Below are 14,400 nucleotides of genomic sequence, written 5' to 3'. Positions count from 1 at the left end.
TGCAACCGTGCGTTACTGAACATCTTTTCGCGCGGAGGCTCGGGGACTGTCGCCGCTTTCACCCGGCTCAACGACTTACCCGTTCGTTGGACTCCCGGCGCAGGCGTTCGCGCACTGGCAGGAAGTCATACGTCGGATAGAACTCGGTGGAAAAGACACCCCAGGCCCGCCGTTCCAGCTCGACGTTCACGGTATTCAGCAGATGAGCCGGAAGCCGCAGAGTGACTATTTGACCTACACCCATGGCGACTACCCAAGAGACGATCTCACAACCTTCAGGCGGGAAGCCGTTCCACCAGTCCCGTTCATCCAGTCCGGCTTGAATCTGTTCCAGGTGCTGGGACTGATCATGCCGCAGAAATACTGTCAGCAGCATGGAGTCATTCATTACAGCCCGTCACCCCGGAGGATAGCGGCCTGCTTTTCTGCGTCGGCTTCGTAGACGCGCCTGATCCGCGCGACGCCGAGGTCGTGCTGGTAGAGGTGTTCGTCTTTGTCAGCGTCGGCGGCAAGTGCTTCGAGGACTTCCCGGTCCTGTTCCAGGACTGCCCAGTGCTTTTCTTCAAGGGTCGTCTTGTACATGAACCGCCAGACGTCGCGCTCCCAGTCCGAGACGGTGCGGGTGCGCCAGTGGAAGATGGCCGAGTTGTTTGCGTCAATGGGAGTGGCCATGCCGACGATGCCAAAAGTTCCGCCGGGTCCTGCGGACTCGGCATACGGGATTTCCAGATCGACGTAGTCCATGGCCTCGCGGCAGTATTCGACCCAGTCGAAGTTCACGCCGCGCTGGTCCGTCTTCTCAAAGAAGAAGCCTCGGTCAGTTTCGCGGATTCGGAAGCGGGCGCTGGTGTCTCCACCGAACATGGAGTGTGAGTCGCGGTGGAGGAACGCGCCGTGCATCGGGTCCAGGACGTTGTCCATGTAGAAGCGCCAGGGCCCCTTCCACTCCGCGAAGTTCGAGAACCAGGAAACCTCCGGATTCGCCAAGCGGTCCGGCAGCTTGAACTCCGTTACCTCGGAGTCGGCTGTCAGTGGCATGAACGCGAAGATGGTGTCGGCTGCTTCTGCAACTGCCAGCGAAGTGGTAACGGTTCGGCCCTCGAGGGCACATCCGGGCATGCCCGGGACAGAAATCACCGTGCCGTCTCCATCGACCTGTACGCCGTGATACTTGCAGGCAACACGGTCTCCGAGGTGCTGACCGACTGAGAGGGGGGCACTGCGGTGGGGGCAGCGGTCCTCGAGCATGCGAATACGTCCGGTGGCGTCGCGGAACAGCAGCCAGTCCACACCCAGGCGCTTAACCTTGACCATGTCCCCAACGCCAACGAAGCGCGAGGGGTAGATGGGGTACCACCGGTCTCGCAGCCCCATGGCTGCCAGTTCTTTGGCATCGACTTCGTGGCGGACGCCGACGACGTTTTTTGTCTTGGTCTTCCCGGTGGTCGGACGAGCGGTTTGCGTTGTAGTTGTCATTTCTTATTCTCCCAGTCGTCGCATTTCGGCGCGGAAACGGGCTTCGTCCCACGGTTTGCCATCCGGAGCATTGAGACCAAGGCCGTTCAGACCTGCAACCATCCCTGGCAAATCTTTTGTGCCGCCGCCGAAGACCTCGCTCAGTGCCCCTGCTAGTTTCTTCTCGTAGGGAGTTGCGGGCCTGGTGAGGGCCTGATTCGGTTCTAGGTACTGTTCAGGCACGGAAGTCCTCCTCTGGTTCGGCGAAGGTGTGCAGGCCTTCGGCGATGTTCATAAATGATGTGGCCCACTCGTTGAAAGAGTCGGCCCGTGTTCGGTGCGCGGGGACGGCGGTGTTTTCGATGATGACGAAGACGCCGTTGTCGATTCCTCCGGCGATGCTTTGCGGTTCGGCAATGTCGGTGTCTGCCTGCGGCACCGCGGCGATGACCAGCGATGGTGCCTGAACGAGTTGGAGCGAATGTGCATATCCCTCGATGGAGGTGTCCACTTCCGGGTCTGCGAGAATCAGGCTCTTGACCAGCTCGGGATGACGGCCGGCCAGCACGATGGTGGCGTAGGCGGCCCGTCCGGAGGCCACCAGGTGCACGGGGGTGACCCCGCCGTCCTGGAGTGCTGCCGCAGCACCTGAGACCCACTCTTCAAGCTGGTCTTCGGTGACGGTGGCACCGAGAAAGGCGCCATCGAAGTTTTCCCAGGTTTGTGCATCGTAGGCAGCGACCTGCCGGCTATACCACTCCACGGCTCCGGTGCCGTTGTGAAGGCAGACGACACGGTGCCGGATTTGCCCTATGTCCGGTGGTGGACTGTCCAAAGTCAGTGGTTCTGTCAGTGCTATTTTTTCCTCGTCCCTCTAGTGGTTCCGGCTGGGATATGCACCGGCGGCACGAACGGTCCCGGCGCCGGGTCCAGGGCTGTGACGTCAATTTCGATGACGGCCGGTCCCCGGACCGCCAACGCTTCTGCCAGTGCCTGATCGAATTGTCCGGAGCCGCTGACCCGCCAGAACGGCAGGCGTAGTGATTGGGCCAACAGGTCAAAGTCCGGAGTGTAAAGATCCACGCCAGCTTGGGCGAAGCCGTTGGCTTTTTGCATGTTCCGGAGGACTCCGTAGCCGTTGTCGTTGAAGACCAGCACTACGCACCAGGCGCCCGAGCCTCCGAGTGAGGCGAGCTCACCGAGGTGGACCGCCAGTCCGCCATCACCGACGATCACCGCGGTGGGGATCCCGGGCCGGGCGCAGGCGGCGCCGATGCCCATCGCAAGTCCCTGTCCGATGCCGCCGCCGAGCGGGAAAATATTGGTTTCCCGTGAGTAGATCTCCAGCAGGCGGTTGCCCCATTGGCTGGAGGGGATTGTTACGTCGCGGGCGATTACGGATTCGCGGTCAAGCCGCCGACGAAGGCTTTCGCAGATCTCGGCGTACCCGCCGATGTATTCGGTCAGGGCGGCCCGGACGTTGCGTCGGGTCGCGCGTACCCGCTCGGTCCAGCCGGCATCGACGCCGGGGGCGGGGAGTTTCGCGATGATTTGCTCGAGCAGGACTTGGGAATCACCTTCCAGCCCGACATCGGCCGGGTAGACCCGGCCGATGGCTGCAGGATCGATGTCTAGCTGGATGTGTGTGCTGGGCAGTGCCATAGAGTAGTGCTTTGTTTCATTGGAGCGGAAGTGTGTTCCAACACTCAGCAGCACGTCCGCGTCCGCCAGGAGCGCTGCGGCCTCGGGGGTGGTAGCGAAGTTGCCGATCACCTGGTCATCATCTTCGGGTACGACGCCTCTGCCGGAATTGCTGGTCAGTAGCCCGGCGCCGAGGCGGTGCAGCAGCTCAGCCAGGGCTGTACCGGCACTCGCGGCTCCACCGCCTGCCCAGATGAGGGGCGTTTTGGCCTGGGAGAGCATTTCAACGACTTTGGCCAGAGCTTCCTCGTCGATGGAGGTTTCAGGCTGGCTGGGGGAGTCCGCCGGGCGCTGTTCCTCGGGCAGGGCCAGGTACTGCAGGTCGATGGGCCATTCCAGGCTGGCCGGTGTATAGGGGGCGGTCAGCAGGTGCGCGATAGCTTCTTCCAGATCTGCTTCGGCATCTTTGGCGTTGAAGATGGTCCGCGCGTAGCCCGATACTGCGTGAAGCATCTGCAGCTGTCGTGGGACCTCATGGATCACTCCGCGGTTGCTTCCGAGGAATTCACTGTCAATTTGGCCGGTGATATGCAGCACGCGGCTGCCTGCGGTCAGCGCCTCCACCATGGACCCGGCAGCGTTGCCGGCGCCTGTTCCGGTGCTGGTGAGGGCGACGCCGAACTTGCCCGAAGCGCGTGCGTAGGCGTCCGCCGCGTTTACTGCCGCGGCTTCGTGGCGGACGGCGACGAAGTTCAGTTCCCGGTCCACGGCCTCGATGAGGGGAAGGTTGTGGATGCTGATCACCCCGAAGGCGGTGTCAATGCCGTGCCTGCGCATTACCCGGACGAGGATGTCACCGCCGGTTGGGTTTTGGGGCATTTTCGTTCCTTGTTCCATGGACATGTCTTATCTCTTTCGTAGATCAGGGCCGGGCATGCCGTTGAGCGTGAGCCGGATGGCAGGTGCCTTACACATAGCGGCCTACACCGCCGCCGACGTCGATCGTGGCTCCTGTGGTGTAGCCGCTTAGCGGGGACAGAAGGGTAAGAATGTGGAAGGCGACTTCTTCGGCTGTGCCGAAGCGGCCCAGCTTTACCCCCCGGTCCTTGGTGATCTCGGCGCTCCACTCCGTGAAGTCCAGGCCGCTGCCTGACTGCTCGAATCGCCGGCGCCACTGGCCGGTGTCGACCAGGCCGAGCAGCACCGAGTTGACCCTGGTACGGTCCGCGGCGAGATCTTCAGACAATGAGTGGCTCAGGTTCAACAACCCGGCGCGCGCGGCTGAAGTAGCGGCCAGGCGCAGCTCAGGTTGGCGGGACAGGATTGCATTGACGTTGACCACTGAGCCGTGCGGCGACGCGGCCAGGGCAGCCCGCGCCGAGCGTACGATGTTCAACACACCGAAAATTTTGAGGTCAAATTCTTCGCGGAACTGCTCGTCGGACGTCTCATCCAAGGTAGCCATGAGGGAGCGGCCGGCGTTGCACACCAGCCCGTCAACAGCCCCGAAGCTTTCCAAGGTCCCGGCGACGAACGCGTCGGTGGCTTTGCGGTCGGTCACGTCGCAGGTGGCCAAATAGATGGAGTTTTTATCAGCCCACGCAAACTGATCGAAAGCCGCCGCGAGGCGCCCGGCATCACGGGCGCAGGCAGCTACCTTCGCGCCTTCTGCAAGCAGGTAACGGGCGGTAGCCAGGCCGACGCCGGAACTCGCTCCCGTCACAACGACGGTGCGGTCCTTTAATTGCAGATCCATCTGGTGGTCTCCTTGATAATCAGCCGGAGCCCGGCGTCCTGGGGTATTTTTCGGGAAAGGGGGATGTTGTGGGTGGTGTTAGCTGACTCAGTGCCCCATGACAAAGCCGCCGTCAACGATGATGTTCTGACCGGTAATGAACGCTGCCGCGTCCGAGAGCAGGAACTGGACGACGCCCGAGACATCCTCGGGCACCTGATCCCTTTCCAATACCCTTGTCTCTTCGTAGAGCCGGTAGCGGGAGGCCGGCACGGACTCGGTTGCCTCGACCCTGGTCAGGCCCGGGGAGACAGCATTGACCCGGACCCCGGCTGCTCCCGCATCCCGGGCCATGGTCCGGGTCATTGCCAGGACTGCGCCTTTGGAGCTGACATAGTGGACCAGGCGCGGCGAGCCGTATAGCGCGGCGTCGGAGGCGACATTAACGATGGCGCCTGTCTGCTTTTGTGCCAGCTGTGGATAGAGGTGCTTGCTCACCAGCCAGGTGCCGAAGGTGTTCACCGTCATGACCCGCTGGAAGAAGTCCTCTTCAAGTTCCCAGAAGGTGTCCCCGCCAACGCCGTCGGCAAGAGCTGCATTGTTGACCAGGCCATCTGCCCCGCCTAGTTCCTGAACGGTATCGGCCAAAGCCGCAACGGAGTCCTTGTCCGCGATGTCGGTGATGATTGCCGTTGCATCAAAGCCGCGTTCGCGCAGCGTATCTGCTGCACATTCTGCGAGGTCGGCGTTTTTCTCAGCGATGACGATGCGGTCGCCTCCGGCTGCCAGCCGTTCGGCGATACTGAATCCCAGCCCACGTCCAGAGCCTGTTACTACGATCAGCCGTGTCATGAAAGCCTCTTCCAAAACTCTAGAATCGACGACGCCATCTCTGCCGGCTTCTCCTGCACTGCGGCATGGCCTGCACGGGGAATGATCTTGAAAGAAGCGTCTGTTATGGATTTGGCGAGAATCCGGGATTCAGCCACACCGGTGACTACATCGTCTTCGCCGACCAAAACCAGTGATGGTACCTGCAGGGACGACAGCACATTCGATGTGTCGGTAGCTGCCATCATGGCCGCTGCCGCTGTGTAACCGGGCAACCGGACCGCCGCCATCTCGGACCTGACCGCCGCGGCTGTCGCAGCATTCGTTGCCGGCGAGACCAGCCTGGACGCGCGCCGGTCGGCAAACGCTTCTGGCCCCAGTTCAGCCAGTTCCGGGACGCGAGCCAGCATCCTGTCCACCGACTCACCGGTAACGGCCGAGCCTCGGGTGCTGTCCGCCAGCACCAGGGAGCGGACAGCACCCGGTTCCTGCGCTACCACTTTGGTGGCGATGACTCCTCCCCACGAGGTCCCAATCAGGTGTGCGGGACCAAGGGCAAGGGAAGTCAAAATCTGCAGGACGAGCCCGGGATGGTCGACCGGACCCAGCGGATCCGCGGACTCCCCGTACCCTGGTGCATCCCAGCAGAACGTGCGGTAGCCGGCCTCACTGAGCAGCTGTGCCAGCGCCCCGCAGGATGAGGCGTTACCCCCGATGCCGTGCATCAGGAAAACAGGCGCTCCTTCACCACGGACGACCAGGGAGACGCCGTGGAGGGAAATACGGCTGCCCAAGCTTCGGGTGGCGGGACCTGCCTCAGTGGGCAGCTGCATGACTTACCGAATCTGACGACGGAACAGTGAAGTAGTCCGCGCTGCCCGGGACGACGAGGGAGCGGTAGCCGTCATCGGGGATTCCGGCCATCGCAGTGCGAACGTTGACCGTGGGGGGCCCGGCGGTTCCCCACTGGTCCGACAGTTCCGGGGTCCGCTTCCAGGTGCGGCACAGCCAGCTGTCCTCATCAACCTGCGCAACTTCCGAGGTGTACTCACAAACCAAGCCAGCAGGGTCGGTGAAGTAGGAGAAGGTGTTATCCCCGGGACCGTGGCGTCCCGGTCCCCACTGGGGGGCGATACCGTGGGTTTTGAGGGACCCGATACCACGCATGAAGTGGTCGATGCTCTGCATTTCGTAGGCCACATGGTTGACTGCTGTCCACGGGGCCTGGTTGAAGGCGATGACATGGTGCTCGGAATTGCACCGCAGGAAGGACATCTGGTGCTCGGACCAGTCCGAGACCCGCATGCCCAGGACCTGGGTGTAGAAGGCGGTTGCCCGGTCAATGTCGATCGTGTTCAGCACGACGTGGGCAATTTTGCGCGGGATTGCCCGGCGTCCGGATGGCTCCTGGCTGACGACCGCGTGAACGTCAGCGGACAGCTCTACGAGCCTTCCCTCGGGGTCAACCAGCTGCAGGCCGTATCCGCCGGCAGCGTCGTCCAGGGGTCCGGGTTCACGGAAGAGGGGAATACCCAGAGCAGCGAGCTTAAGGGCTGCCTGGTCCACCTCCTGGGGCGTGGCGAGTGCGAAGGCGACGCCGCCAAGCGCGTTCTGCTGGCCCTTTTCCAGCTTTAGAATGTGGTGCTCGGAGCCGGTCCCGCGGAGCCAGAAGCGGTCGCTGTCCTCCTCGACGGTGGAAAGGCCCCAGACCTCGTGGTAGAAATCCTTGGCACGTGCCGTTTCCGGTACCTTCAAGGACACCGAGCGAAGGGATCGCAACTTACAGACAGGCTCTGCTGCGAAGAAATTCATGGGGCTACCTTCTTACTTTTCGAGGGTTTAGAGATCAAGAATCAGTTCGGCCGAACTGCAACGCGAGACGCATACGAACATGGATTTGTTTGCGGCCTGCTCGGCCTGGGTGAGGAGAAAATCACGGTGCTCCACGTCGCCGCTGATGACGCGTGTTTCGCAGGTACCGCAGATTCCTTCAGCGCAGGAGCTGGGAACGTCGATGCCTGCGTTGTTGAGGGCATCAAGCACAGATATGTCAGGCCCGACGGGGATGCGTTGGCCGGTGCTGTTGCACACCACGTCAAATGCTGATTCGCTCTCCACCGGGACCGCAACTTTTTCTGGTGCCTTGAACCGCTCGATTCGAAGCTGCGCTTCGTCCTGCATGGCCCCGGCAACGGCTTTCAGCAGCGGTTCCGGACCACAGGCGTAAACCAGTGCATCCGGGCTCAGGGTTCCGACAGCGGCGGCCAGGTCAGGGTAGCTGCCGTTGGCTTCGTCGTCGGCGTGGATGGTGATCCGGTCCTGGGGCAGGGTGTCGATCTCGGGAAGAAAGGCCATACTGGCGCGGGACCGGCCGGTGTAGAGCAGCGACCAATCCGCGCCTGCTGCATGCAGTTGCCGCGCCATGGAGATGATCGGGGTGATGCCGATCCCGCCGGCGACCAGCACGTAGCGTCCGGCGTCTTCGAGCACGAAGTTATTGCGCGGGCCTTCTACCTTAAGGAGTGCTCCCACCGGTAGACCCTCATGGACGTGTTGGCTGCCGCCGCGTGAGTCGGGAGTCCGGAGCACAGCTACCGTCCAGCTGGTCGAATCCAGTGGATCGGAGCACAGCGAGTACTCGCGTATGAGCCCGTTGGGCAGGTGAAGGCTCAGGTGGGAACCGGGCTGCCATTGGGGCAGCTGTGCTCCGGACGGGTCAGCGAAGGTAACGCTGGTTACCCCGTCCGATTCCCACGTTTTTTGCTGGACCCTCAGGTTCCGTGCGGTGGGCTCCCCGGTCGTTGCCCGGTCAGTGGTCGGATTCTGCTGGGGTGATTCTTCCGGTCCCCGTGTGTCCAAAGTGACGGTAGTCATGATTCACTCCTGGCCCCGGTGGGCAATGGCTTCAATTTCCACCGTGGCACCGTACGGCAGCGCAGATACTTCCACGAACGTCCTTGCCGGCCGGGGAGCGGTGAAGAGCTGTTCGTACTGGCTGTTGGCTTCTTCGCGCAGGGTCAGGTCCGTGACGAAGTAGGTGGTCTTGACGATGTCCTGCATGGACATGCCGATGGTCGCCAACCGTTCCGAGAGCCTGGTTGTAGCGGCCTCGATGGCCTCGATTCGGCCACTAACGGGGATGTAGTTTTCATCGACGGACAACGCCCCGGACACGAAGCCGAAACCCCCGGCCTGGTATGCCGGACTGTAGGGGTGAGCACTCACTGACTTGCCTTTCGTGGGGGATGGATTGGAATATGCTGCGGATTTCATGCGCCGACCCAGGGGAGTGGGGCGCCGGAAAGATCGACGTATATGCTCTTTTGGCGCATGTAGGAGCGGATACCGTCCCTGCCTTTTTCGGTGCCCAGCCCGCTTTCTTTGATCCCGCTGAAGGGGGTGGCGATGCTGAATTGCTTGTACGTGTTGATCCAGACGGTGCCCGCAGCAACGGCGCGCGCAATGCGCCAGGCCCGCCGGTAGTCGGCCGTCCAGATGCCGCAGGCCAGACCAAACACACTGTCGTTGGCCTGGGCCAGCAGGTCAGTTTCATCATCAAAGGGAAGAACCACAGCCACGGGACCGAAGATCTCCTCCTGGCAGATCAGGTCGGAGTTGGCCACGCCGGCAATGATGGTCGGCAGGTAATATGCGCCCTGCTGCAGCTCCAGCTCCGCCGGCCGTGCGCCGCCGCACAGGATCTGCGCTCCCGCTGCCCGCGCATCCTCAACCATTTTTTCAACCGAATCCCTGTGGGCATGGGCAACAAGAGGTGCAACCTGTGTGCCTGGGTCGGTTCCTGGACCCACCCGCAGGGATTGGGCTCCTTCGACTAAGCGTGCCAGCACGGCGTCATAAATGGTCCGTTGGATGAATACCCGCGAACCGGCGATGCAGCTTTGGCCGCTGGAGGAAAAGATTCCGTAAAGCACCCCGGCAATGGCTTGATCCAGATCCGCGTCCGAAAAAATGATGGTTGGCGATTTCCCGCCCAGTTCCAGCGTGATTGGCATGATCTTCTCGGCTGCGATGCGGCCCAGCTGCCGCCCGGTCGAGGTGCCGCCGGTGAAGGAAACCTTGCCGACATCCCTGTGCCGTGCCAGAGCGTCCCCGACGGTCCTTCCCGGGCCGGGAAGGACCGAAAGCAGGCCCGATGGCAGTCCTGCCTCGTCACAGATCCTTGCCAGCAGCAGCGACACCCAGGGTGCCCAGACCGGCGGTTTGATCACGACGGCGTTGCCCGCGGCAAGGGCCGGAGCAACCTTTTGCGCGTCGCTGGCAATGGGCGAGTTCCACGGTGTAATGGCAGCCACCACACCGATGTGCTCATAGGTGGAGATACTCAGGTAGTCACCCCTCGGCGGGGTTAGCGCATCCTCCATGGTTTCAAGGGCCGATGCGGTGAAACGGAACGTGGCCGCAGCGCTAATGGCCAACGCCCGGGTTTCCTTGAGCGTCTTACCGGTGTCCTGGGTTTGAAGAACGGCGATCCGGTCAGCATTGGCTTCCAGAGCCGAACCGATCCTGTGCAAAACAGCAGCGCGTTCGTGCGGTAGCTTACGGGCCCAGCCGGACTCTTCAATGGCCGCCTGGCCGGCCGAGACCGCGGCATCAACATCGTCAACGGTGGCACCATGGAGCGTCGCGAAGACCTCAGAAGTTGCGGGATTGACGGACTCGATCAGTGCCCCTGCGCCCCGGGCCCAGACCCCGCCAACGTAAATCTCGTCCAGCGTGTCCACGCCGGGTTCAAAGCCGCGGAAGGGGATATATCCTTCGGAGTCTGTAGCGGCCGGCCGTTCTACGATGCCCGCGCTGCTCTGCGTTGTCATCTTCAGGGTCCACCAATCTTTATAGTCACTCAGGCTGCCGCCGACGTTGTTCGCGGCTGTCCCGCAGTCGCGGAAGCGACCGAAATGTGAACTAGGTCATGCCAAAGATATAACAGCACTAAGATACTTTGTGTCAAGGCAGTGGGGTCTTGATCTTTAAGCGCTAAGGAGATAGAACTAACACAACGCCATGATCTTCACCACACTTAAGCACCTCGCCAGCCCCCGCCCATATGGGCGGGGTGACGGTGAGAGAGCACGTGTCGTGCGTGAACGGAGAAACCGCCATGACGTAGCCGCCGGCGACGACGCCTGGGCCTCGTCCATGGCCTTGACTCGCGAGCCGCCTACGGGCGGGTGGCATGCCCCCGCTTCGAGAATGTATTCGAAGCCCTCACAACCTTAAGGATGTCCGATGGACACGATGAGCGAACCCAAGAAGCAGGAAGAGACCAAACCGAATTGGTGGGTACTTTGTCTGGCGTGTGCGGCCGTAGTGCTCGACGGATACGACACGGTCGCGTTGGGCGTGTCCATACCGGCGATCGCCAAGGACTGGGGTGTTCAACCCTCGCACTTTACTGCTGCCCTCGCGCTGACCAGCGCAGGAGTGGCTCTGGGATACCTGGCGGTAGGGCGCCTCGTGGCCAAGCTGGGCACTAGGAACGTCATTTTTTCAGCGGTCTTGGTGTTCACCCTGGGTTCATTGCTGACAGCATGGTCCGGTTCAATTGTGGAGCTGACGATTCTACGTTTCGTGACCGGCCTGGGACTGGGTGCCGTGCTGCCAGCCGCTGTCGCCCATGCGACCGCAGTCAATCCCGCTCGGTTGCGTCAATCGATTGCGGTGGTCGTAATGACGGGCATCTCCCTCGGGGCGCTGATCGCGGGGCTGGCCGGGAGCGCCATCGTGGGCGCATTCGGGTGGGAATGGGTGTTCATTACCGGAGCTATCGCCTCTGCCGTGCTTCTGCCGTTCCTGTGGTTCGGACTGTCCGGTAGCCCGGTATCGAGCACACCCATTGAGGCGGCCGAGGCCAAGCACCATGCGTCGGTTGCGCGCCTGTTCGATGCTTCCGTACGAAGCAGAACCCTCCTCCTGTGGGCTTTTTCGTTCCTCATCTTCGCCTCGTTCTACGTGTTCTCCTCGTGGTTGCCAACACTGCTCACCAGCTACGGCTTCAGTGCCGGCCTAGCACCACTGGGGTCGGCGGCCCTGGGCATAGGAAGCATCATCGGTGCCGGCGTACTAATCCTCGCATCGCGTCGCTTCCGGATGACGTCCGTTCTGGCTGGAACCTCGGCAGTAGCGATCGTGTTCCTTGTCATCTCTGCATTCCTCGGCCCGGACAAAGCGCTGCTGCTGATGGTCTTCGGTGGCGTCGGCCTCGGACTTCAGGCCGGCATGATCGGCCAGGCCGCGTTGGCGGTGACGCTGTACCCCCAAGCAACGGTGACCGCCGGTGTCGGCTGGGCGGCTTCAATGGGCCGACTCGGATCGGTTGTCGGCCCGATTTTCGGCGGCGTCCTAATCGGAATCGGCGTGGATACCAGCATCATCGTTCTCTCCGTATGCGTGCCCGTGATCATCGCTCTGGTATTGGTGCTGATTCTAGGACGGATCACAGCAGCCAAAGCGACGGTTCCGACGTCATTACAGCCGGCGAAATCGCCCCTCACCGCGCCTCGGACCTAGCGTAGACCCTGCCCTGCACTGCCCCTTCGACACCCGACCGCAGGGGCAGTGCAGGAGGTTGAATTCTAGTACTCCTGCCGTCAGTGGAATGCCTCCCGGGACGCACCTGGGGAAAGAAGAAGAAAGTCCTGGCGCGCGGCCCACAGAATCACGGCCATCGTCAACACCGTCGCGCGGGAGATCGAGAAGTAACACCTACCCGCACCACTCGACCATTGGATTGGCAGCACCCCGCTAGCGCGCGCATCGAGGATCTGGCGTAAAAAGAGCTGGCGTGCCATGGGCCAGCAACGAGTTCGGCTTGCTGCCGCTCTGGGCGTGCTGGGCGCTGGCACCCCTATGAGTGACTCCTCAGGATTGACGCCCTAGAGGTGAGACGGTTTGTCTACGCCCGGTCCTCCACCGTGTGGGACATCATCGCCGATGAAAGCAACTACACCGTCTGGGACTCGGGAATAACCCGTATCGAGGGTCAGATACGCAACGGCGGCACCATCAGAATCCGAACCCTGACCAACGGACACCGAAGCTTCCGCCTGCGCGTCCAACAGATCCCCGGAGAGATGATGACCTGGACCGGCGGCCTGCCACTGGGCCTATTCACAGGCGTGCGGACGTTCACACTTTCTCCCCGGACGGGAAGACTCACCTGCGGGTGAGAGAAGAATTCAGCGGCCCGGTGCTGGGACTGATCTGGAGGACTGTACCGGACCTCGGACAGGATTGTGCCGGCTACGTCAACGCCGTGAAGGAACGCGCGGAACTGATCGGCTGAACTCTCCCGGACGTGACCGGCACCGGTAGCTCAAGCGGGCGCGCAGCGGCCTGTTAGCCGTGACGTTGATGAACTCCAGGGCTGCGTCCGCGACGTCGCGTCAGCCGTGGTCGATGGTCAGTGAATGGCCCCGATCGGGTATTTCCTTGATCTCGGTGAGTCCGGAGTTTCCGCAGCCGGACGAGGCGGCGGGAGTCAGACGCCCCGCATCGCCCGTGGAGTCAGGAAAGTCCGGTCGCGTAGGTGAACCATTCATCGTCGATGCCCAGGCGATGCCGCTCGTCGGGGGTATCCGCGTACACGCACCATTCAGTTAGCCCTTCTTCGGCGACTATCGCTGTCCATAGGGCGTGCCCGTCCAGAGCGGAGACTCCCGGACACACGGTGTGGCCGACGATGGTGACCCTGTTACCGCGAGTAGGACGGCTTCAAAGGTGTTTCTGTACCCCGCGTAGGAATCGAAGAAGCCGCGCCAGGCTTCAGTGCAGGCAGCCTTGCCCGTGACGGCGGTTCCGGCCGTGTCGATGAACGTGTGGTTGTTGGCCATCAGCTGCACAAGGCCTGTCAGGGCGCCTGCGTTGATGCGTTCGTTGAACCTAACGGCTATGGCGGCGGCGTCATTCATGCCGGAACGGTACCACCGTTGGGGTATTCGTTGACGGTCAGCGACGTGGGCCAGCCGGGATTACGGGTACAACTCGGAGCCGACGGTGGCTATTCTGTCGCTTGTGGAAGTCGTTCAGCTGGGGCCAGCGCGGATAGCGTTCTGTGGGGCAGGCGGGGTCTGGCAGATTCATGCCCGATGAGGGTTGGCCGGACGGCCCGGTTGTTGTAGGCGCGGCTTGGGACTTTTCGGCGCAAATGGTCGTGGAAGCATCGGGCCTCGCTGCTGGTTTGGGACTGCATCTTGTCTGTGCGTTCGTGGATCCTGCCAGCTACCTGACGGAGTGGGAGCCGGGCGGCGCCAGCGCAGCCGTTTCCCTGGATCCCGCCGGAAACGAAGAGACGGATTTTCCTTCGGGCCAGGTCCTGCGGCGGCTTGAAGCCATCCTCGGATCGCCGGGCCGGGAATGGTCATTCCGCGTGCTCAACGGTGACGTTGCGCTGCACTCGGGCGTCTGGCGAAAAGCGCCGGCGCATCCTTGATTATCGTAGGCGGCCACCGGCCCGGCATCCGTGCCGCGATGGACCGCTTCCTCGAAGGTTCGGTGTCCGCCGCCCTGGTCCGCTCACAGTGGCGGCCGGTCCTCATTGTTCCCAGCCGTGCATAAGGGGACTCCGGTCGCCGCATTCCGACGCGCTCAAGGGGGCCGTTTCTGGGAAGCAGTCGCACGGGCCGTCAGAGTTCGCCCCTCGTTCATGCGTCGTTTCCAACCAAGACACAGGGGTCGATCAAGGTCGGAATGAAAGCGCGATCATCAGGTCCCAATGCCAG

Annotated in this window: 17 protein-coding genes; 4 read left to right on the top strand and 13 right to left on the bottom strand. The window is 62.3% G+C overall.

Annotated elements, in window-relative coordinates:
* Positions 1-67: 67 nt before the first annotated feature.
* The 12 genes from AC1DRE_RS21090 to AC1DRE_RS21035 all read right to left on the bottom strand — a co-directional run bounded on the left by AC1DRE_RS21090 (position 68) and on the right by AC1DRE_RS21035 (position 10,494).
* Positions 68-376, bottom strand: coding sequence for a hypothetical protein (locus AC1DRE_RS21090; RefSeq protein ID WP_476986457.1), 309 nt, complete (start codon positions 374-376; stop codon positions 68-70).
* 11 nt (positions 377-387) lie between these two features.
* Positions 388-1,476 carry a Rieske 2Fe-2S domain-containing protein gene (locus AC1DRE_RS21085; RefSeq protein ID WP_476986456.1) on the bottom strand — a complete coding sequence of 363 codons (1,089 nt, stop codon included), beginning with the start codon at positions 1,474-1,476 and terminating at the stop codon, positions 388-390.
* 3 nt (positions 1,477-1,479) lie between these two features.
* Entirely contained in the window at positions 1,480-1,698 is a 219-nt protein-coding gene (locus tag AC1DRE_RS21080; RefSeq protein WP_476986455.1) for a recombinase-like helix-turn-helix domain-containing protein, read from the bottom strand.
* On the bottom strand, positions 1,691-2,218 hold the full coding sequence (locus AC1DRE_RS21075) for an alpha/beta fold hydrolase (protein ID WP_476986454.1): 528 nt from the start codon (positions 2,216-2,218) through the stop codon (positions 1,691-1,693). Before AC1DRE_RS21075 ends, AC1DRE_RS21080 begins: the two co-directional genes overlap by 8 nt.
* Positions 2,219-2,310: 92 nt before the next feature.
* A complete protein-coding gene (locus AC1DRE_RS21070) occupies positions 2,311-3,975 on the bottom strand; it encodes a thiamine pyrophosphate-binding protein (RefSeq protein WP_476986453.1) in 1,665 nt (554 codons plus the stop codon).
* 88 nt (positions 3,976-4,063) lie between these two features.
* A complete protein-coding gene (locus AC1DRE_RS21065; protein ID WP_476986452.1) occupies positions 4,064-4,852 on the bottom strand; it encodes an SDR family oxidoreductase in 789 nt (262 codons plus the stop codon).
* 87 nt (positions 4,853-4,939) lie between these two features.
* Positions 4,940-5,683, bottom strand: a complete 744-nt coding sequence (locus AC1DRE_RS21060; RefSeq protein ID WP_476986451.1) for an SDR family oxidoreductase — start codon at positions 5,681-5,683, stop codon at positions 4,940-4,942.
* Complete coding sequence (locus AC1DRE_RS21055) at positions 5,680-6,495, bottom strand: alpha/beta fold hydrolase (protein ID WP_476986450.1); 816 nt, start codon at positions 6,493-6,495, stop codon at positions 5,680-5,682. Before AC1DRE_RS21055 ends, AC1DRE_RS21060 begins: the two co-directional genes overlap by 4 nt.
* A complete protein-coding gene (locus AC1DRE_RS21050) occupies positions 6,479-7,474 on the bottom strand; it encodes a VOC family protein (RefSeq protein ID WP_476986449.1) in 996 nt (331 codons plus the stop codon). The genes AC1DRE_RS21055 and AC1DRE_RS21050 overlap by 17 nt, the downstream gene beginning before the upstream one ends.
* Before the next feature lie 27 nt (positions 7,475-7,501).
* Positions 7,502-8,536 carry a PDR/VanB family oxidoreductase gene (locus tag AC1DRE_RS21045; protein WP_476986448.1) on the bottom strand — a complete coding sequence of 345 codons (1,035 nt, stop codon included), beginning with the start codon at positions 8,534-8,536 and terminating at the stop codon, positions 7,502-7,504.
* A 3-nt stretch (positions 8,537-8,539) separates the two neighbouring features.
* On the bottom strand, positions 8,540-8,887 hold the full coding sequence (locus AC1DRE_RS21040; protein WP_476986447.1) for a RidA family protein: 348 nt from the start codon (positions 8,885-8,887) through the stop codon (positions 8,540-8,542).
* Positions 8,888-8,931: 44 nt separating this feature from the next.
* On the bottom strand, positions 8,932-10,494 hold the full coding sequence (locus AC1DRE_RS21035; protein ID WP_476986446.1) for an aldehyde dehydrogenase: 1,563 nt from the start codon (positions 10,492-10,494) through the stop codon (positions 8,932-8,934).
* 415 nt (positions 10,495-10,909) lie between these two features.
* On the opposite strand from AC1DRE_RS21035, the gene AC1DRE_RS21030 reads away from it, so the two are divergent.
* Both AC1DRE_RS21030 and AC1DRE_RS21025 read left to right on the top strand, forming a co-directional pair.
* Positions 10,910-12,190 (top strand): MFS transporter, encoded by a 1,281-nt coding sequence (locus AC1DRE_RS21030; protein WP_476986445.1) that lies wholly within the window; start codon positions 10,910-10,912, stop codon positions 12,188-12,190.
* 371 nt (positions 12,191-12,561) lie between these two features.
* Positions 12,562-12,849, top strand: coding sequence for an SRPBCC family protein (locus AC1DRE_RS21025; protein WP_476986444.1), 288 nt, complete (start codon positions 12,562-12,564; stop codon positions 12,847-12,849).
* 447 nt (positions 12,850-13,296) lie between these two features.
* On the opposite strand, the gene AC1DRE_RS21020 is transcribed toward AC1DRE_RS21025, so the two are convergent.
* Complete coding sequence (locus AC1DRE_RS21020) at positions 13,297-13,590, bottom strand: nuclear transport factor 2 family protein (RefSeq protein WP_476986443.1); 294 nt, start codon at positions 13,588-13,590, stop codon at positions 13,297-13,299.
* Positions 13,591-13,760: 170 nt separating this feature from the next.
* On the opposite strand from AC1DRE_RS21020, the gene AC1DRE_RS21015 reads away from it, so the two are divergent.
* Positions 13,761-14,111, top strand: coding sequence for a hypothetical protein (locus tag AC1DRE_RS21015; RefSeq protein ID WP_476986442.1), 351 nt, complete (start codon positions 13,761-13,763; stop codon positions 14,109-14,111).
* The gene (locus AC1DRE_RS21010) at positions 14,108-14,236 is read left to right on the top strand and encodes a universal stress protein (RefSeq protein WP_476986441.1); all 129 of its coding nucleotides are present in this window, start codon (positions 14,108-14,110) and stop codon (positions 14,234-14,236) included. The genes AC1DRE_RS21015 and AC1DRE_RS21010 overlap by 4 nt, the downstream gene beginning before the upstream one ends.
* The last annotated feature ends 164 nt before the right edge of the window (positions 14,237-14,400 follow it).

The sequence above is a fragment of the Arthrobacter sp. P4_H3 genome (assembly GCF_056400885.1).
Note: the sequence above shows the minus strand (reverse complement) of the source record. Positions and strands in the feature narration are given on the sequence as shown.